At 67.6% G+C, this 17,860-nt stretch carries 16 protein-coding genes and 1 tRNA gene; 9 read left to right on the plus strand and 8 right to left on the minus strand.

Features of this window, described 5'->3' with window-relative positions:
* Positions 1-49: 49 nt before the first annotated feature.
* The 3 genes from J2S73_RS17490 to htpG form a co-directional block, all read right to left on the minus strand.
* Positions 50-2,890, minus strand: a complete 2,841-nt coding sequence (locus J2S73_RS17490; protein ID WP_306886936.1) for an FtsK/SpoIIIE family DNA translocase — start codon at positions 2,888-2,890, stop codon at positions 50-52.
* Positions 2,890-4,110, minus strand: a complete 1,221-nt coding sequence (locus J2S73_RS17495) for an aminotransferase class I/II-fold pyridoxal phosphate-dependent enzyme (RefSeq protein WP_306886937.1) — start codon at positions 4,108-4,110, stop codon at positions 2,890-2,892. Before J2S73_RS17495 ends, J2S73_RS17490 begins: the two co-directional genes overlap by 1 nt.
* A 97-nt stretch (positions 4,111-4,207) precedes the next feature.
* Positions 4,208-6,136: a molecular chaperone HtpG gene (gene htpG / locus J2S73_RS17500; protein ID WP_306886938.1), complete on the minus strand. Its 1,929-nt coding sequence runs from the start codon at positions 6,134-6,136 to the stop codon at positions 4,208-4,210.
* Positions 6,137-6,962: 826 nt separating this feature from the next.
* On the opposite strand from htpG, the gene J2S73_RS17505 reads away from it, so the two are divergent.
* Positions 6,963-7,346, plus strand: coding sequence for a DUF2794 domain-containing protein (locus J2S73_RS17505; RefSeq protein WP_306886939.1), 384 nt, complete (start codon positions 6,963-6,965; stop codon positions 7,344-7,346).
* Between the two features lie 22 nt (positions 7,347-7,368).
* Here J2S73_RS17505 and J2S73_RS17510 read toward each other — a convergent pair whose 3' ends face one another.
* Positions 7,369-8,547, minus strand: a complete 1,179-nt coding sequence (locus J2S73_RS17510; RefSeq protein WP_306886940.1) for a M20 aminoacylase family protein — start codon at positions 8,545-8,547, stop codon at positions 7,369-7,371.
* Positions 8,548-8,631: 84 nt separating this feature from the next.
* Positions 8,632-9,924 carry a TAXI family TRAP transporter solute-binding subunit gene (locus J2S73_RS17515; RefSeq protein ID WP_306886941.1) on the minus strand — a complete coding sequence of 431 codons (1,293 nt, stop codon included), beginning with the start codon at positions 9,922-9,924 and terminating at the stop codon, positions 8,632-8,634.
* Positions 9,925-10,084: 160 nt separating this feature from the next.
* Here J2S73_RS17515 and J2S73_RS17520 point away from each other — a divergent pair, with 160 nt between their 5' ends.
* On the plus strand, positions 10,085-10,699 hold the full coding sequence (locus tag J2S73_RS17520; RefSeq protein WP_306886942.1) for a TetR/AcrR family transcriptional regulator: 615 nt from the start codon (positions 10,085-10,087) through the stop codon (positions 10,697-10,699).
* Between the two features lie 34 nt (positions 10,700-10,733).
* On the opposite strand, the gene J2S73_RS17525 is transcribed toward J2S73_RS17520, so the two are convergent.
* Positions 10,734-11,657 (minus strand): class I SAM-dependent methyltransferase, encoded by a 924-nt coding sequence (locus J2S73_RS17525; protein WP_370874453.1) that lies wholly within the window; start codon positions 11,655-11,657, stop codon positions 10,734-10,736.
* Between the two features lie 74 nt (positions 11,658-11,731).
* Between J2S73_RS17525 and J2S73_RS17530 the strand changes: the two genes are divergently transcribed.
* From J2S73_RS17530 to J2S73_RS17545, 4 genes are read left to right on the plus strand one after another with little or no spacing between them, the layout of a single operon-like run.
* Positions 11,732-12,547 carry a ComF family protein gene (locus J2S73_RS17530; RefSeq protein ID WP_370874454.1) on the plus strand — a complete coding sequence of 272 codons (816 nt, stop codon included), beginning with the start codon at positions 11,732-11,734 and terminating at the stop codon, positions 12,545-12,547.
* Between the two features lie 40 nt (positions 12,548-12,587).
* The gene (gene grxC, locus J2S73_RS17535) at positions 12,588-12,854 is read left to right on the plus strand and encodes a glutaredoxin 3 (protein WP_306886944.1); all 267 of its coding nucleotides are present in this window, start codon (positions 12,588-12,590) and stop codon (positions 12,852-12,854) included.
* Positions 12,851-13,714: a carbon-nitrogen hydrolase family protein gene (locus J2S73_RS17540; RefSeq protein WP_306886945.1), complete on the plus strand. Its 864-nt coding sequence runs from the start codon at positions 12,851-12,853 to the stop codon at positions 13,712-13,714. The genes grxC and J2S73_RS17540 overlap by 4 nt, the downstream gene beginning before the upstream one ends.
* The gene (locus J2S73_RS17545; protein ID WP_306886946.1) at positions 13,711-14,172 is read left to right on the plus strand and encodes a DUF1178 family protein; all 462 of its coding nucleotides are present in this window, start codon (positions 13,711-13,713) and stop codon (positions 14,170-14,172) included. The genes J2S73_RS17540 and J2S73_RS17545 overlap by 4 nt, the downstream gene beginning before the upstream one ends.
* 69 nt (positions 14,173-14,241) lie before the next feature.
* On the opposite strand, the gene hisN is transcribed toward J2S73_RS17545, so the two are convergent.
* Both hisN and J2S73_RS17555 read right to left on the minus strand, forming a co-directional pair.
* Positions 14,242-15,036 (minus strand): histidinol-phosphatase, encoded by a 795-nt coding sequence (hisN, locus tag J2S73_RS17550; protein ID WP_306886947.1) that lies wholly within the window; start codon positions 15,034-15,036, stop codon positions 14,242-14,244.
* Positions 15,037-15,399: 363 nt separating this feature from the next.
* Complete coding sequence (locus J2S73_RS17555) at positions 15,400-16,287, minus strand: N-formylglutamate amidohydrolase (protein WP_306886948.1); 888 nt, start codon at positions 16,285-16,287, stop codon at positions 15,400-15,402.
* Between the two features lie 214 nt (positions 16,288-16,501).
* Between J2S73_RS17555 and cpdR the strand changes: the two genes are divergently transcribed.
* The 3 genes from cpdR to J2S73_RS17570 all read left to right on the plus strand — a co-directional run bounded on the left by cpdR (position 16,502) and on the right by J2S73_RS17570 (position 17,793).
* Positions 16,502-16,861, plus strand: a complete 360-nt coding sequence (cpdR, locus tag J2S73_RS17560) for a cell cycle two-component system response regulator CpdR (RefSeq protein ID WP_306886950.1) — start codon at positions 16,502-16,504, stop codon at positions 16,859-16,861.
* A 218-nt stretch (positions 16,862-17,079) separates the two neighbouring features.
* Positions 17,080-17,154 (plus strand) — tRNA-Val (locus tag J2S73_RS17565).
* Between the two features lie 66 nt (positions 17,155-17,220).
* Positions 17,221-17,793 carry an HXXEE domain-containing protein gene (locus J2S73_RS17570; protein WP_306886951.1) on the plus strand — a complete coding sequence of 191 codons (573 nt, stop codon included), beginning with the start codon at positions 17,221-17,223 and terminating at the stop codon, positions 17,791-17,793.
* The last annotated feature ends 67 nt before the right edge of the window (positions 17,794-17,860 follow it).

A 17,860-nucleotide genomic window follows, 5' to 3' on the forward strand; every position in this document is an offset into this window, starting at 1 on the left:
CTCTCTTGACTGTGCTTTACGTGCCGCTTTTGACGAAGTTGCGGCAGGATCATGCCTCCGCGCCTTCGTGATCCGGCACCAGGATCTCGCGCTTGCCGGCGTGATTGGCCGGCCCGACAAGACCCTCGTTCTCCATCCGCTCGATGATGGAGGCGGCCCGGTTGTAGCCGATCGAAAGCCGCCGCTGGATGTAGCTGGTGGAGGCCTTGCGATCGCGGAGCACGATGGCCACGGCCTTGTCGTAGATGTCGTCGGATTCCGACAGGTTGTCGATACCACCCGAGCCGGAATCGGACGCGGTCTCGCCGTCCTCCTCCGTCACCTGGTCGAGATAGTCCGGCACGCCCTGGGCCTTCAGGTGGGCGACGATCTCCTCGACCTCCTCGTCGGAGACGAACGGGCCGTGGACGCGCTGGATGCGGCCGCCGCCGGCCATGTAGAGCATGTCGCCCTGGCCGAGGAGCTGTTCGGCCCCCATCTCGCCGAGGATCGTGCGGCTGTCGATCTTGGAGGTGACCTGGAAGGAGATCCGGGTCGGGAAGTTCGCCTTGATCGTGCCGGTGATGACGTCGACGGACGGACGCTGGGTCGCCATGATCAGGTGCAGGCCGGCGGCGCGGGCCATCTGGGCGAGACGCTGGATGGCGCCCTCGATGTCCTTGCCGGCGACCATCATCAGGTCGGCCATCTCGTCGACGATGATAACGATGTAGGGCATCGGATCGAACTCGAGGGTCTCCTCCTCGAAGATCGCCTCGCCGCTCTCGCGATCGAAGCCGGTCTGCACGACCCGGGTCAGGACCTCGCCCTTCTTCTGGGCCTCGGCCAGCCGGTTGTTGTAGCCGTCGATGTTGCGCACGCCAAGCTTGGCCATCTTGCGATAGCGCTCCTCCATCTCGCGCACGGCCCATTTCAGCGCCACGACCGCCTTCTTCGGATCGGTGACGACCGGGGTCAGCAGGTGCGGCACGCCGTCATAGACCGACAGTTCCAGCATCTTCGGATCGATCATGATCAGCCGGCACTGTTCCGGCGTCATCCGGTAGAGCAGCGACAGGATCATCGTGTTCACCGAGACCGACTTGCCCGAGCCGGTGGTGCCGGCGACGAGCAGATGCGGCATCCGCGACAGATCGGTGATGACCGACTCGCCGCCGATGGTCTTGCCGAGCGCCAGCGCCAGCCGGGCCTTGGAGCGCTCGTAGTCCGCCGACGCAAGGAGTTCGCGCAGGAACACCGTGTCCCGGCGTTCGTTCGGCAGTTCGATGCCGATGGCGTTCTTGCCGGAGATCACGGCCACGCGGGCCGAGACCGCGCTCATGGAGCGGGCGATGTCGTCGGCCAGACCGATCACGCGGGACGACTTGATGCCGGGCGCCGGCTCAAGTTCGTAGAGCGTGACCACCGGGCCGGGACGGACGTTGATGATCTCGCCGCGCACGCCGAAATCGTCGAGCACGCCTTCCAGGATCCGCGCGTTCTGCTCGAGCGCCTCCGGCGTCATGCTGGTGTCGCGACGCCCGGCCGGCGGGGCGGCCAGGAGATTGAGCGGCGGGTGTTCGTATTCGCCGGAATTGCTGAGCAGCGAGGGCTGCGCCTCGCGAATGATCCGCTTGCCCGCCTTGGCCGGCGCCGCCGGCGGCGTCACCCGGGTCGTGGTGGCCGGCGCGGACTGGGGCTCCGATTCGCTGCGGCGCTGCCGGGGCTCCGGCGCGGGCGCCCGTTTTGCCGAATAGGCGGCCACCCCCGCCTCACGCTCGTCCGCCGGGTCGGCGAAGGGATCGTCGTCAAAGGGGTCGCCGTCGAAGCCCGCGAACGGATCGTCGTCCCGCTCGTCGTCATCGTGGTCGTGACCCGCCCCCTCGCCGGCGGCAGCGCGGACGTCCTCCACGGCGCCCTCGACCTCGTCGCTCCAGGCGCCGAGATCGAAACGCGGCTCGACGCGGCTGCGGCGCCGGGGAGCCGGCTCCTCGGCTTCGTAATTTGCGACCTGGAGATCGTCCTCGTCAGACTCCGCCACGTTGAGGAGCGCGTCGCGCAGCCGCGACCCCGTGCGCAGCTTGGGGCCGGGTGCGGCGGGTGCCGCATCCGATCCGAACCGCCGCTTGAAGCGGGCCCGGGTGGAGAGCATCCAGTGGGCGAGCCAGCCTGCCAGGGCGGAGAAGAAGCTGCCGCCCTCGTCCTCCTCGACCTCCTCCGCTTCGTAGGTCTCGGGACGCGAAGGGGACTTGTGGCGGCGTCCGGAGGTGGTCGTCATGGCGTCCGGCTCGACGCGCCGGATCTGAAACCCCTCGTTGCCGACGGCGCGGGATGCCAGCCGGTGGCGCGGGCGCGGCAGCAGCGTCCGGAACACGCAGAAGGCCGACAGCGCGGCGAACAGGGCGAAGGATGCGAAGGCTAACAGACCGGACGCTGCCCCCAGCGGCGCCGCGGTCACGGCGACGAGCCCGTCGCCGAGCACGCCGCCCAGCCCGGTCGGCAGCGGCCAGTGCCCCGAGACGGGCAGGAGCGCCAGCGCGCCCGACGCGGCGACGATCGCAAGGATCGCATGGGCGAAGCGGGGCCAGTGCAGAAGCGGCGGGCGACGGCGCAGCAGGCGGACGGAAACAGCGAGTGGCAACGCGACGACAAGGGGGGCGGCCAGGCCGACCGTCTGCATCATCAGGTCGGCGACCACCGAGCCCGGCCAGCCCATCCAGTTCTCGATCGGGGATGCGGCCGCGTAGCTGAGGCTCGGATCGGAGACCGACCACGTCGCCAGTGCGACCAGAAGCGCAAGCGAGCCCGCGGCGAGCGCCGCGCCGACCAGCCGCGCCAGCGACCCGGCGATGGCTTCGGCGACCGGGCTGTCGGCGAAATCGTCGAGGGGGAGCGCGCGCAGCATCGTCATCACCAGGTTCCAAACATGTCTGCGAGACGGCGGACCGCCTCTTCCGTCGCGGTCTCGTCCTGCACCAGGGCAAGGCGGACCCGCCCTGCCCCGGGGTTCGATCCGTCGGGCATGGGGGCGCCCAGATAGGAGCCGGGGACCGACCGAACGCCGGCCTCGGTCCACATGCGGCGGGTGACCTCCGCATCGTCGCCATAGGCGGAGACATCGAGCCAGAGAAAGAAGCCCCCCGGCGGCGTCAGGCCGGAGAAGAGCGCGCCGAGCGCCAGCTCCGCCTTGGCGAACTTGGCGTCATAGAGACGGCGGTTTTCCGCCACGTGGGCCTCGTCGCGATAGGCTTCGGCGGCAACCGCCTGCATCGGGGCCGGCACCTGGGGCGCCGCGACGTTGCGCAGCCGCGCCCAGTGGGCGAGGAACGCCGGATCGCCGGCTGCGAACCCGCACCTGAGGCCGGGCAGCGACGAGCGCTTGGAGAGGGAGTTGAAGACGACCAGATTGTCGAGCGAGCCCGTCTTCGCGGCCGCGTCCAGCGCCCCGGCCGGCGGCCCGGCCGCCTCGCGGTAGATCTCCGAATAGCATTCGTCGGCAAAGACCATGAACCGGTGGGCGCGGGCGCGCTCGAGCAGATCCGCCCAGTCCTGCCGGGTGGCGCAGGCCCCCTGCGGGTTCGACGGCGACCCGACGAAGACGGCGACGGTCCGATCAAGGACGGCGGGATCGATGGCGCCCCAGTCGGGCATCACCCCGCCCGGTTCGGACGGCACGTAGGGGATCACTTCCGCGCCAATGCCGTAGGCGCCGACCGCGTAAGCCGGATAGCCGGGGTTCGGAACGAAGACCACCGGCTGCTGCCCGGCCTCCTTCCGGAGATAGCCTGCAGCCCCCAGGCTGGCGAAATAAAGCCCTTCCCGGCTGCCGTTGAGCGGCAGGATCGAAGTCATGGGATCGATGAGGGAGCCGGTTGCGAACCGACGGTCCAGCCAGCCGGCCACAGCGGCGCGGAACTCCTTCGTGCCCTTGATCGCCGGGTAGGGGCCGAAGCCGCTAGCCTGGGCCGCGATCGTCTCCGCCACGAACGGCGGGATCGCGTGGCGCGGTCCGCCGACGGCGAGGTCGATCGGCTGCGCGCCCGGCTGATGGTCTGCGATCAGCGCCGCCAGACGCTGGAAGGGGGAGTCGGCAACGTGCGCCGGAAACTCGAAACGGCTGGGTCCGGTCATCGTCGGTCTCATTAATGGTTCGAGACCGACGATGACCCAACAAGGTTAAATCCGCTTTAACCGGGCCGGCAGGCCGCCCAGGAAGCGGTCGCCACCCCTACCCTGAAGCCGCGGCGTCGGTTCCGGCGAACGCCTGCTCCATCATGGAGAGCAGACGCTTGTTGAAGTCGGCCGGATCGCTCGGCGCTTCGCCGTCGAGGATCTCCGCGCTCGCCAGGAGCAGGAACGCCGCCTCGGTGAGCTCGCTGGCCGCGCCGCCGGCACTGGCCTTTTCGGAGAGGCTGCGCACCAGCGGATGGCGCGGATTGAGCTCCAGCACCGGCGGCATCCGGCCGCGTCCGGAGGACTGGCGGGCCATCAGCCGCTCGAACTGGCGGTCCGGGCCGAGATCCGGCGCCACGAGACAGGCCGGGCTGGTCGCCAGCCGTTCCGACGGGCGCACATCGCTCACCCGGTCGCCGAGCTCCTGTTTGAAGAGCGCGGTCAGGGCCGCAAGGTCGCCTTCGCGCGCGGCTTCCGGTTTGTCCGTGTCGCTGTCGTCGAGCGGGATCGCGTCGAGATCCGCCTTGCCCTGGGTGACCGACTGGAGCGGCTTGCCCTCGAAATCGGTGGCCGCCTGGACCCAGAAGGAATCGACCGGATCGGTCAGGAGCAGAACCTCGATCCCGCGGGCCCGGAACCCTTCCAGATGCGGCGAGGCGGCGAGTTTTTCCGGATCGTCACCGATGGCGTAGTAGATCGCCGTCTGGTTCTCCTTCATCGCCCCGATGTAGTCAGACAGCGAACGCCACCCCTCCGGGTCCGTCGTGGTGTGGAACCGGGAGAGCTTGTAGAGGGTCTCGCGCCGTTCGCCGTCCTCGTAGATCCCCTCCTTCAGGACCGCGCCGAAGGCCTCCCAGAACTTCGCGTAGGCGTCCGCGTCGTTCTCAGCCATCTTCTCAAGCTCGGAGAGCACGCGGTTGGTCACCGCCTTGCGGATGGAGGCGAGCACCGGATTGGTCTGCAGCATCTCCCGCGACAGGTTCAGCGGCAGGTCCTGGCTGTCGATCACGCCGCGCACGAAGCGAAGCCACGAGGGCAGAACCTCGGCGTCGTCGGTGATGAACACCCGGCGGACATAAAGGCGGACGCGCCCCTTGCGCTCCGGATCGAACAGGTCGAACGGGCGCGTCTCCGGCACGAACAGCAGGACGGAATATTCCTGCCGGCCCTCCGCCCGGTAATGGATCGTCAGCGCCGGGGCGTCCCAGTTGCCGGAAACGAAGTGGTAGAACTCCTTGTACTCGTCGGCGGAGATCTCCTGCTTCGGCTTCACCCAGAGCGCCGTGCCGTCGACCACCTCCTTGCCGGCCTCCGCGTCCGCCGCATCGGGTGTGCGGACGACGACGGGGACCGGAACGTGGGCCGAATAGTGCCTGATGATACGCTCGACGGTGGCCTGTTCGCCGAACTCCTTCGATTCGTCACCGAGAATCAGCGTCACCCGGGTGCCGCGCGCCGGCGCCTCGTCGCCGGCGGGCTCGACCGTGAAGGAGCCCGTTCCGTCGGAGCGCCAGGTCCAGGCCTCGTCCGAACCGGCAGCCCGGCTGGTGACCACCACTTCGCTGGCGACCATGAAGGCGGAATAGAAGCCGACGCCGAACTGGCCGATCAGGCCGGACCCGTCGCCCTTGCCGGCGGTCGCGTCCAGAAAGGCGCGGGTCCCCGAGCGCGCGATGGTGCCGAGATTCTCGACCAGATCCTCCCGGCTCATCCCGATGCCGTTGTCGGCGATGGTCAGGCGGCCGGCCTCTTTGTCGGGCTCGACCACCACCTTGAGCGCGGAGTCGGAGCCCATCACGGACGGATCGGTCAGCGCGCGATAGCGCAGCTTCTCGCAGGCGTCGGCCGCATTCGAGATCAGTTCGCGGAGGAAGACGTCCTTGTTGGAATAGACCGAATGCACCATGAGGTGCAGCAGCCGCGCCACGTCCGCCTCGAAGGCACGGGTCTCGGTGGCTGGCGCGTTTTCTTGTTGGTCGCTCATAATCGTCACACCGTCGGGTCTGCGTCCGGCTCGCCCGCGCCCGCGGAACGGCGGTCCGCCCGCTGGGCAAGCCCATGGACTGGGGAAGACGTTCCCGAATGCCCTGGCGGCGGGATCGGAGGGATCAGCCGGCCGCCAGGCGGGTCGGGACCATTTAATTGCCGACGAGGCGGGCCCGGTGCAAGGGCTGGAGGCTGGGGAAATGAGACACGGAGCGGGTCCGCCGCATCGACCGACCCGGCTGATGTCCGGTCGGTTGCGCGCACGAAAAAGGGCCGGTCCCGGGGACCGACCCTTTAAGTTCCGTTGGGGGCGACCCGGCCGCGCAATCAGCTTCGGGGGGCTGGGGGGCTGACGATTGCCAAAGCTGCGCGCGGCCGGATCAACCGGGAAACGCTAGAATACGGTGCTGGTTCCCGATGGCATCGCAAAGTCTGAAATAAGGCGAAGGCGTGAATTTTCCAGATCAACCCGAAGTCGCGGAATTTCAGCCGACACCCTTCAACTCAGTGCCACGGAACCGAGGCTCCCGGCGGCCTGACAGGCCGCCTTCGCACCGGATCCCGAATTCGCATCGGACGTCGACAGATGCCCTGTCTACCGCCGATGGAGCGTCATATAAGTGCGATTGAATGCACTTCAATCCACCTTTATTCGGGGGAGCCGCTGGCCATGGTTCGCCGCGGCTCTGGCGCCGCCACGTCCCGGACTCAAGACCGGCTGGCAACGCGCGGCAGGCCGGTTTTCTTCGCTGCGGCCTCACCCACCCCTTGATGCGTCCCGCCTTTGGCTTGATCATGAAAGATCAGTGACGGCAGGAGGCGCTATGAGCGATACGGAAGAAAGCCGATCCCAGGCCGGTGTGGTGCCTTTCGCGCCATCGACCCCGTCGAAGTCCGCACACCGGCTGACGAGCTTCCATCGCGACGAATTGGGTATCATTCTGCGGGTTTACGGCCGCAAGGTCGCCGAAGGCGAATGGCGCGACTACGCCATCGACCATGGCCGCGACGAAGCGACCTTCTCCATTTTCCGGCGCACGGCGGAGGTGCCGCTCTACCGCATCACCAAGACGCCGGCCAACGCCCGCAAGCAGGGCGCCTATGCGGTGGTGAACGCCGGCAACGTGGTGCTGAAGCGCGGTCACGATCTCGCGAAGGTGCTGCGCGTCTTCGAAAAGAAGCGCGATCTGAGGCTGGTCGGAACCTGATCCGGCCAGTTCGGGACTTGGGTCAGGCTGCCTGCCGGATCGGCATGGCGGTCTCCGCCAGGCGAACCCAGTACGAGCAGCCGTAGGGGATGACCTCGTCGTTGAAGTCGTAGGCGGGGTGATGCAGGCCCGCGCTGTCGCCGTTGCCCACGAACAGGAACGCCCCCGGCCGCGCCTCGAGCATGAAGGCGAAATCCTCAGCCCCCATCATCGGCGTGGCATCGCCATCGACGTTGTCGGCGCCGGCCACGTCCGTCGCGACCGCAGTGGCAAACTCCGTCGCCGACGGATCGTTGACGACCACCGGGTAGCCGCGCCGGTAGGTGAACTTGGCCGTTGCGCCGTAGGCCGCCGCCGTGGCGGTCACCAGATCCCGCAGACGACCTTCCACGAGATCCCGGACGCCGGGATCGAGAGTGCGCACGGTGCCGCTCAGCTCGGCGCGGGGCGGAATCACGTTGTCGGTATCGCCGGCATGGAACTGGGTCACGGAGACGACCGCCGACTGCAGAGGATCGACCGAGCGCGCCGCGACCGACTGGATCGCCGTCACGATGGCGGAGCCGACCAGGATCGGATCGACGCCCTTGTGGGGCCAGGCCGCATGGCCCCCGACGCCTTCCACGACGATCCGGATTCCGTCCGCCGACGCCATGCACGCCCCCGGCCGCGCCCCGAACGCCCCCACCGGGACCCCGGGCAGGTTATGCAGGCCGTAGACCTCCTGGATGCCGAACCGGTCCATCAGCCCGTCCCTCACCATCGCCCGGCCGCCGGCGCCGCCTTCCTCCGCCGGCTGGAAAATCACGACGACGGTGCCGTCGAAATTGCGGGTTTCGGCCAGATAGCGCGCCGCCCCGAGCAGCATCGCCGAATGGCCGTCGTGGCCGCAGGCGTGCATCTTGCCGGGCACCGTCGAGGCATAAGGCTTTCCGGTGGTCTCCTTGATCGGCAGGGCGTCCATGTCGGCCCTGAGCCCGATCACACGGCCGGAGCCTGAGGCGCGTCCGCGGATCACGCCGACGACGCCCGTCCGGCCGATGCCGGTCGCCACCTCGTCGACCCCGAAGCTCTCGAGCAGCTCCGCGACACGGCCGGCGGTGCGGTTCACGTCGTACTGCAGTTCCGGGTGTCGGTGGAAATCGTGCCGCCAGGCGGTGATTTCGGGCAGCATTTCGGCAAAACGGTTCAGGATCGGCATGGATGAAGCCTCGGAGGAAGACCGGTCGATCTCGCCGCATTATCGCAGGGCGCAGGGTCGGCGTCGACCGGTGCGCGCGCCGCGTCAGGACGGATCGGGACGCCGGTCGGACAGCAGCAGCTGGCGGTGGTTGAGGGTCGAGGACGCCACCTGCCAGGCGAAGGAGAACGAGGTGAGCGACTTCTCCTCGATCCGGTCCGTGTCCAGGTCGACGATCACCTTCTGGAAGATGGCGAAGAGTTCGCGCCGCAGTTCCTCGAGTTCGTCGCTCGTCGTCGCCGCCTCGATCCTGTCCACCAGGGCGGCGATCTCGAGATTGTGGTGATCCGCGCGATTCTTGCGGGCGTTGGCCAGCCAGATCCGGGCCTGCCAGAGCAGCGACAGGAGCAGCGCCAGGAAGGAGAGCGCGAAGGCCATCGGCTCGGCATATTCCACCACGAACAGCGGATCGTCCTTGGAATAGTAGGCCTCGGCGCCGGGATGCACGCCGAACGCCAGCCGGTCCGTCTCCGTAGGCGGCGAGATGAACGCGACCTGGTCCAGGGAGCGCACCATCTCCTGGCGGCTTTCGAACAGGGTGCGCGTGAAGGTCTCGATCGTCTCGGCGGGAACGCTGCGCCCGGCCACGAGCAGACTGTCGACCGCAACCACGTTGATGGCTTCGGCCGGAACCGGCCCCTCGCCGGAATAGGTGCCCACGGGGACCACGGTTGCCCGCAGCGCCGGATCGAACAGGGCGAGCGCCTCCGCCTGATCGACGCCGACGAGCCGCACCGGCGAGGACCGGATGAGCTGCTCGATGGTCTTGTTGCCGAGCGCGATGACGACGAAGAGCGCGTCCACGTCGCCGTCTGCCAGGCGTTCGGTGCCCTCCAGAAGGCTGCCGGGAACCTGGTCGACCGCATCCGGTGCGACGAGATAGTGCTCCAGAAGATCGGCAAACAGCACGTTGGAGCCGGAGCCTTCCGGCATGACGGCGACCCGGCGCCCCTCGAGGTCTCCAACCGATTCGATCCCGGACCCGTCGCGCACGATCAGGTGGAAGATCTCCGGAAAGAGCCGGGCCACGAGGCTGACATTGTTGCCCCCCGACGTGTCGCTCTGAATGAGGCCCAGATCGATCTCGCCGGCCTGGACCCGCGCCGCATTCTCACGGGCCCCGGCCGAGGCGACCGGCACGATGGAAAGCCCGGCGTCCTCGCCGGCGAAAGCCTCCTCCACCACCCGCCCGAACGCGGAATAGGTGCCCCCCTCCGTTCCGGTGCCGAGCGTCAGGTCCGAGATGACGTCGCGGCTCCATAGCCAGTAGCTGCCGCCCGCCGCGACGACTGCGGCGATCAGCAGAGTGGCGGCGATGAAGACACGGAGGCGTGGCATGCGACGGGTCTCGGTGATCGACGGGACTTGTCACATGCTACAGGCAGCCGGCCAACACCAAAAACCAAGGACGGGCAGGCAATCGCGTCGACGCGCGCGATGGTTGCGTTTCCCCAGCCATTCCTGTTTGATCATTTCAGAACGACCTTAGGGACCGTCGATGCCGCAGGTCAAAAAGCAGGCGGTTGCGGACGCAATTCTGGCCGCCGCAACAGATCTGTTCCGAAAGCAAGGCTATACACAGACCTCGATGGCCGAGATCGCGCGCGCGGCCAACACATCGACTTCCAACCTTTACGTCTATTTCTTTTCCAAGCTCGACATCCTGCTGGCGATCTACGAGCCGTGGTTGCAGAACAGTCTGGACCGGCTGGAGCTGGAGCTGGCCGACATCGCCGACCCGCGCGCCCGTCTCGAGCACCTGCTTCTGACTCTGTGGCGCGACATGCCGCGCGCGAACGACGGCTTCGCCATCAATTTCATTCAGGCGCTGTCGACGTCCGCGGCCAATGAACGGTGCGACCCCGCCCTCTTGAGATGGGCCACCAAGCGGGTGGCCGGCATGCTGCGCGCCGCGCTGCCGCCGGAGCGGATGCACGCCGCGACGCCGGACCAGCTGGCGTCGTTCGTCATGATGGCGTTCGACGGGTTCAACCTGAACCACAACCTGCGCGGCGTGGCCGTCTCCGCCGAGATGTCGGTCAACACGATGGTGACGCTGCTCCTGGGCCAGACCGCACCGCCACGCGCGGCCGGCAGCTCCGTCTCCGCCTGACGCATTTTCTCATTCGGCTGTACCACCGGCCGCTTCAGCGCTTCGGCGGCTCGCCGCTCCCGGGCGCCTTTTCCCCTGCCGTGCGTTCGGTGGTGCCCAGCGCATCGGCGAGCCGCACCGAAGCCGAGCCCGGCTTGAGGGGCTTCTGCTGGCTTTCGTGGGGACGCCAGCCCGACAGGGCCACCAGATCGAACGTCGCCCTGAGGCGTCCGTCCGGATCGGCGAACCGCTCCCGGTAGATTTCTTCGGCACGGCGCAGGACACGCCGCGGCAGGGGCCGGCGGTCGCGTCCCCTCAGCACGTTGGTCGCCCCCATCGCCCTGAGGTCGGCGACCAGATCCGCGAGCGCCCCGTAGCGGACGGTGTAGCGATCGACGTCGGCCACCGGAATGGCGAAGCCGACGCGCTGCAGGAGAGCCGCCGCATCGCGCAGATCGACCAGTGGATGCACGCGCGGACTGGCGCCGCCGCTGATCTCCGCTTCGGCAGCCGTCAGGGCCGATCTCAGCTCGATGAGGGTCTCGCCGCCGCAGAAGGCCGCCAGAAAGAGCCCGTCGGGAACCAGAACACGGACCACCTGGGCGAAGAAGCCCGGCAGGTCGGTGACCGCGTGGGCCTGGAGAAGGGAGACGACCAGATCGGCCGAGGCGGGCGCGAACGGCAACGCCTCCTCGTCGACGACGAGATCGGGACGACCGCCGGCTCCGGCCACCAGGCTGTCGGCACGCACGACACGGTCGACGCGGCCGGTCTCGCGCAGGAGCCGGTCCAGCGCGCCACTGTGCCCCCCGAGATCGATGGCGACCGGAAAGGATCTCTGGACTGCGGCGATCCGGTCGATCGTGTCCTCCACGGCCACCTGCATCAGGAAGTCCGCCCCCTTGCGCGGCCGGTCGAGTGCGCGGCGGCGCCTTTGAGCCAGCAGCCCCCGGTCGAACAGTTCCTCGCTCCGCGCCATTATTCCTCCGGTTGCAGATCGCCCTGCCCGCAATCCGCTTCGAGAGCGGGTCGGTCTCCGCTACACTTAAGCCCATGAGCGACGTGCACAACGATGGAATGGACCCTGCCGGTGCCACCGCCGGGCTCATGCTCGCCGCAGTCGGGGGCCTCCTCCGCACCGGCGGACGCCGGCTGCTCGATCTGGCGGTTCCGCCGGCCTGCGCCGCCTGCCGCGCTCCGGTGGCGGATCAGGAGGGGCTTTGCGCCCGCTGCTGGGGCGAGATGGGGCTGATCGAGCGGCCCTACTGCGAGCGGCTCGGCATTCCGTTCGCCTACGATCTCGGCCCGGGCGCGCTGTCGGCCCAGGCGATCGCCGATCCCCCCGCCTTCGACAGGGCGCGGGCCGTGGCACGCTACGACGAGACGGCCGGACGTCTCGTGCGCGCCCTCAAATACCGGGACCGGCAGGACGTCGGCCGTGTCATGGGCCGGATGATGGCGCGCGCGGGATCGGAATTGCTGGAATACGCCGATCTGCTGGTTCCCATCCCGCTTCATCGCACCCGGCTCCTGATGCGGCGGTTCAACCAGTCGGCGCTGCTGGCGGCGGCGATCAGTCGGGCGAGCGGCGTTCCCGTCTCCATCGACAGCCTGGTCCGGGTGCGCTCCACCAAACATCAGGTCGGCCTCAGCGCCACCGAACGCGAGACCAACGTCCGCGGCGCCTTCCGGGTGCGGCCGCAGGCGCTGCCGGAGATCTCTGGCCGCAGGCTCGTCGTGGTCGACGACGTGCTGACGTCCGGGGCGACCGCCACTGCGGCGGTTCGCACCCTGAAGCGCGCCGGGGCGGCGCGGGTCGACGTGCTCGTGTTCGCCCGGGTTGTTGGTCCCGAGGCGGAGCCCATATAACAGGCTTCGCTTTTCAATCGGGATTGTTAGTCTGATCGTCATGACAAACGTGACAATCTATACGCGACAACTCTGCGGCTTCTGCGTCGCCGCCAAGCGCCTTCTCGACCAGAAGGGCGTCTCCTACGAGGAGATCGACGCCACGTTCGACAACGATCGGCGGACAGAAATGATGGAGCGCTCCAACGGCGGGCGCACCTTTCCGCAGATCTTCATCGGCGACGTGCATGTGGGCGGGTGTGACGAACTCTACGCCCTCGACCGCAAGGGCGGCCTCGATCCTCTCCTGAGCGGCGCAGCGCAATGAGCGATACATCCGGAGACACTGTCCGCGTCGCCGCGATCCAGATGCGCGGCACCAAGGACGCCGAGCAGAATGCCCGCGACGCCGAACGGCTCATTCGCGAGGCGGCGTCCGACGGCGCTGTCTATGTGCAGACGCCCGAAATCACCAATCTCGTCGACCGCGACGGCAAGCGGATGCGGGCGGCCATGCGCACGGAAGCCGACGATCCGGTGCTGGCGCGCCTGAGGGAGCTCGCCCGGGAGCTGGAAATCCATCTCCATGTGGGCTCCCTGGCGCTCGCCGACGGTGACGCCGCCGTCAATCGCGGCTTTCTCATTGGTCCCGACGGATCGATCCTGGCCCGCTACGACAAGATCCACATGTTCGACGTCGACCTTCCCGACGGCGAATCCTGGCGCGAATCGCGCACCTACCGGCCCGGCGAGCGTGCCGTCGCCGTGCAGCTTCCATTTGCCGGCCTCGGCATGACGATCTGCTATGACCTGCGCTTTCCGGCCCTCTACCGGGCCCTGGCCGAAGCCGGCGCGGACATCCTGACGGTGCCGGCCTGCTTCACCAAGCAGACCGGCGAGGCCCACTGGCACGTGCTCACCCGGGCGCGGGCGATCGAGACGGGCAGCTTCGTGATCGCCGCCACCCAGGGCGGCCACCACGAGGACGGCCGCGACACCTATGGCCACGCGATCATCATCGATCCATGGGGCAAGGTGATTGCGGAAGGCGGCACGGATCCCTGCGTGGTGGCGGCAGACATCGAGCTGGGCAAGGTCGCCTCAGCCCGCCGAAGGGTACCGGCGCTCGCCAACGCGCGGCCCTTCGCGGAGCCGGTGCCGCTTGCGGGCGAGGACGTCGGCGCGTGATCCGCTATCGCCTCGCCTGCCCGGATCGGCACGATTTCGAAGGGTGGTTCCGCTCCTACGACGACTGCACCGACCAGATCGAATCGGGCATCCTCACCTGCCCCGTCTGCGGATCGGACCGGATCGAGCGGGCCCTTATGGCGCCGGCGGTCGCCAAGTCGTCCGCCCTCGCGCAACAGGGCGAAGCTGAACGGCACGCGCCTCCGGATCAGGCCATGCTGGCATCCAATCCGAAGCTCGCCGAGATCGCCGCGGCCTTCCGGGAGCTGCGCGAAAAAGTGGTTGCGCACGCCGACGACGTGGGAGAGCGGTTCCCCGAAGAGGCGCGCCGCATTCATTACGGCGAAGCGGAAGCCCGGGGCATTTACGGGCAGGCCTCTGCCGAAGAGGCCTCCTCGCTTCTGGAGGAAGGCATCGCGGTCATGCCGCTCCCCCGCCTGCCCGAGGACCACAACTGACGGCACGCGCCCCCGTCGCTCCGACCCCGAACCGCCAGACCGTGCCGCGCTTGAGCAGGAAACAGCAGATCAGCGCCCGGCGAGCACCGCGCGAACCTGTTCGAAGAGCTGGGGATCGCCGACGGCCAGTGCGGTCCCGTCCTCGGCGGCGCGGCCGCCGTCCCAGGAGGTCAGTGCCCCGCCCGCCTCGGCCAGCATGGGAACGAACGGCGCCACGTCGTAGAGCTGGACGTCGGCTTCCACGACGATGTCGCCGTGGCCGGCTGCGACCATCGCGTAGCCGTAGCAATCGGTGCCATAGCGGACGGTCTTCACCTGCGCCGCAAGCCGCTCGAACGCCGCCTTGCGCGCACCGTTGAACATCGCCGGCGTGGTGGCGAACAGGGTGGCTTCGGCAAGCGAGGGGCACGGCCGGGCGGACAGCGCCTCGCGCTCTTCGCCCCGGGCCCAGAAGACGCCGTTTCCCTCGGTCCAGAACCGTTCGCCCACGAAGGGCTGCGACATCATCCCGGCGACAGGCTCGCCCCGCTCCATCAGGGCGATCAGAGTGCCCCAGCTCGGCAGGCCGGTGATGAAGGCCCGGGTGCCGTCGATCGGATCGAGCACCCAGACCCGCTCGGCTTCCGGCCGCATCATGCCGAATTCCTCGCCGATGATGCCGTCCTCGGGAAACACCTCCTCGATCAGCGACCGCATCACCTTTTCCGCACCGCGATCGGCAACCGTCACCGGATCGAAGCCGGCATCGTCCTTCGAATCGACCGTGTCGAGTTTGCGAAAATGCGGCAGCACCGCCGCAGCGGCGGCATCCGCCAGCCGATGCATGAGATTCACAGCCTGTTGCAGGTCTCGCATATCAGCCATGCGTTCCTTTGAATCCGGTCGGCCTGCAGTCAACCGACAACATTAGAGAACCCTTCAAGTCCCTCAAAAGCCCGACATTTCCAGGGCCGCACATCCGTCCAACGTTTCAGGAGGCGCGGTGACGGCGTCCTGGGAAGGCGCGTTCCGTTCGCCACCGAACGGTTCGGAAGCCCACCGACCCTTGACCTTTGTGCAGCGCAATGCCAGTTTATTGCAATGCGATATGACGTTGTCGTATCGCAGCCCTCCTTGGGCGTTTCCTCCCTAGACTTGGGCCGCTTCGCCAGAAGCGGCCCTTTTTTTTGGCACGCTCAATACCGCGTCACCGGGCGGCCCAAAGTCGGAGCCGGGCACGGTTCTGGTTCACTCTGCGGCGTCTGCCACAGCTCCGGAATAAAGGGCAAGCGCCATCAGGCGTTCGGCGAAGAGCGCGAGATCCTGGGCCAGCGCATCGAAGCCCGCCGTCTTGCGGAAGCGCTGCTCGTCCATGTAGAGGCCCCGGTTCACTTCGATCTGGAGCGCATGCAGGCCGCTCTGGGGGCGGCCATAGTGTTCGGTGATGTAGCCGCCGGCATAGGGACGGTTGCGGCCCACGTGGTAGCCGAGATCCGACAGCAGAGCGATGGCCGTATCGGCGAGCCCCGGCGCGCAGCTGGTTCCGAACCGGTCGCCGATGATCAGGTCCGGGCGGGGCCGGTTCTCCAGACCGCGCGCCGTCGACGGCATCGAATGGCAATCCACCAGAACCGCCACTCCGAAGTTGGCCATCGTTTCGGCGAGACGGTCCCTGAGCGCCGCGTGATAGGGCTTGTAGATCCGCTCGATCCGGTCCAGCCCCTCCGCCACCGGCAGACGGTCGCGGTAGATCTCCTCCGAATCCGCCACGACCCGCGCGATGGTTCCGAGCCCCCCCGCGACTCTGATCGAGCGGGCGTTCACGTAGGCCGGCAGCCGGCCGCTGAACATCGCAGGATCGAGTTCGTAGGGCTCCCGGTTCACGTCGAGAAAGGCGCGCGGGAAATGGGCCCGCATCAGCGGCGCGCCCAGCTCGACGACCCCTGCGAACAGCTCGTCGACGAAGGTATCCTCGGATCGCCGGATGCTTGAGGAATCAAGCCGCGAGCTGTTCAGGAAGCTTCGCGGATAGGCGGTGCCGGAATGCGGGGAATTGAAGACGAACGGCGAGCATTGCGCGGCAGGTTCGACAATCTCAAACGGGGAAGAACTCACAAAATCGTCGATTGTCCGCATACTGCTCGCCTTGAAGAGGAGACCCGGCTGCCCCGCGACAGCCGACACTTTGCCGTCCGTTGACCGGTTGTGTCCATCAGTCTTGCACACTTGGCGGCAACTTTCCGGAAACCTTGTTTTTTGACGCCGCTTTTACGCGCCCGGGGGCAAGAGGGAGAGCGAGACGGCGCGAAAAGACGTCGTGGGCGGCTCGAACGACACAAGGGGTTTTTCGTTGCGCATCCTTCTGGCCGAAGACGATCAAGACATGCGCACGTTCCTGACCAAGGCGCTGGAACGGGCGGGATATCATGTCCAGGCCTTCGACAACGGCCTGTCGGCATATGAGCGATTGCGGGAGGAGCCGTTCTCGCTGCTTCTGACCGACATCGTCATGCCCGAGATGGACGGCATCGAGCTCGCGCGGCGCGCCACCCGCCTCGATCCCGACCTCAAGGTCATGTTCATCACCGGCTTCGCCGCCGTCGCCCTCAATCATGAAAACGACGTGCCGCGCCCCGCAAAGGTGCTGTCCAAGCCGTTCCATCTGCGCGAACTGGTGCGCGAAGTGGGCCGTATGCTGGAAGCCGCCTGACCGCGGATCGCCGAACACACGCTCCGCGCGCCTCCGTCATCCCCAGCCGGCGCGGGATTTTTCCCGAACGTTCTTGCGAGCGCCGACGAACCTCGCTATACGCACGGGTCTCGATTGGCTGCGGGCGCCGGGCGCTCGACGGTCTCGGGTTTCTGCCACATTCCGATCTGCGGCATCTCCCCTCCGGAGGCCTGAAGTCAGATCCGGATGGGCACATCGGGCGGTTAGCTCAGCGGGAGAGCGCTACCTTGACACGGTAGAGGTCACTGGTTCAATCCCAGTACCGCCCACCATCTGCTCCACCGGAAAACGCGGTTTGCGGGCATCGGATCGGAGCACCGGTCCGGACAGTCCAGCCGATGACGAGAACCTGGTTTCTGCAGAACTGGATGAACACCGGCTTCATCGCGGGCCTGTTTCTCCTCGCCGTCATCCCGTTTCTCGACCAGGCGCGGGATCCCGCCTTCCTGCTGATCTATCTCCAGCTTCCGCTCTACATGCTGCATCAGCTCGAGGAGCACACCGGCGACCGCTTTCGCCGCTATCTCAACGCGACGATGGCCGGCGGCAAGCCCGCGCTGACCCCGACGGCCGTGGTCGTGATCAATGTGGGCGGCGTGTGGCTGGTCGACCTGGCCGCGATCTACCTTGCTGCGTTCGTCTCGCTCGGTCTCGGGCTGATCGCCATCTATCTCACCCTGGTCAACGCCCTGGTGCATGTCGCCGGCGCGGTCCGGGAGCGGCGCTACAATCCGGGGCTGGTGACCGCGATCGTCCTGTTTCTTCCCGCCAGCATCGTCGGCCTGGCGACGATCTCGGGACGCCCGGGCGTCACCCCGACCGAGCATGGGATCGGTCTCGCCGTGGCGATCCTGATCCATGTCGCGATCATCGTGCATGTGAAGCGGCGGGCAGCTTCTCTTCCGGCCTGACCGCGGACCATCCGGAGCCCGGATTCATCACATCCCGTTCAGAAGCGGCCCGCCGGGGTGTCAACGA

The sequence above is a fragment of the Amorphus orientalis genome (genome assembly GCF_030814015.1).
Lineage (GTDB): Bacteria > Pseudomonadota > Alphaproteobacteria > Rhizobiales > Amorphaceae > Amorphus > Amorphus orientalis.

Excerpts from the sequence above, each read along its gene's own strand:
- J2S73_RS17530 (WP_370874454.1), top strand. The coding sequence starts at position 11,732 with ATGAGCGACGTGCACAACGATGGAATGGACCCTGCCGGTGCCACCGCC.
- J2S73_RS17510 (WP_306886940.1), bottom strand. The coding sequence starts at position 8,547 with ATGCCGATCCTGAACCGTTTTGCCGAAATGCTGCCCGAAATCACCGCC.
- J2S73_RS17555 (WP_306886948.1), bottom strand. The coding sequence starts at position 16,287 with ATGCGGACAATCGACGATTTTGTGAGTTCTTCCCCGTTTGAGATTGTC.
- hisN (WP_306886947.1), bottom strand. The coding sequence starts at position 15,036 with ATGGCTGATATGCGAGACCTGCAACAGGCTGTGAATCTCATGCATCGG.
- J2S73_RS17505 (WP_306886939.1), top strand. The coding sequence starts at position 6,963 with ATGAGCGATACGGAAGAAAGCCGATCCCAGGCCGGTGTGGTGCCTTTC.
- J2S73_RS17490 (WP_306886936.1), bottom strand. The coding sequence starts at position 2,890 with ATGACGATGCTGCGCGCGCTCCCCCTCGACGATTTCGCCGACAGCCCG.
- htpG (WP_306886938.1), bottom strand. The coding sequence starts at position 6,136 with ATGAGCGACCAACAAGAAAACGCGCCAGCCACCGAGACCCGTGCCTTC.
- J2S73_RS17515 (WP_306886941.1), bottom strand. The coding sequence starts at position 9,924 with ATGCCACGCCTCCGTGTCTTCATCGCCGCCACTCTGCTGATCGCCGCA.
- J2S73_RS17540 (WP_306886945.1), top strand. The coding sequence starts at position 12,851 with ATGAGCGATACATCCGGAGACACTGTCCGCGTCGCCGCGATCCAGATG.
- J2S73_RS17570 (WP_306886951.1), top strand. The coding sequence starts at position 17,221 with ATGACGAGAACCTGGTTTCTGCAGAACTGGATGAACACCGGCTTCATC.
- J2S73_RS17525 (WP_370874453.1), bottom strand. The coding sequence starts at position 11,657 with ATGGCGCGGAGCGAGGAACTGTTCGACCGGGGGCTGCTGGCTCAAAGG.
- J2S73_RS17520 (WP_306886942.1), top strand. The coding sequence starts at position 10,085 with ATGCCGCAGGTCAAAAAGCAGGCGGTTGCGGACGCAATTCTGGCCGCC.
- grxC (WP_306886944.1), top strand. The coding sequence starts at position 12,588 with ATGACAAACGTGACAATCTATACGCGACAACTCTGCGGCTTCTGCGTC.
- J2S73_RS17495 (WP_306886937.1), bottom strand. The coding sequence starts at position 4,110 with ATGACCGGACCCAGCCGTTTCGAGTTTCCGGCGCACGTTGCCGACTCC.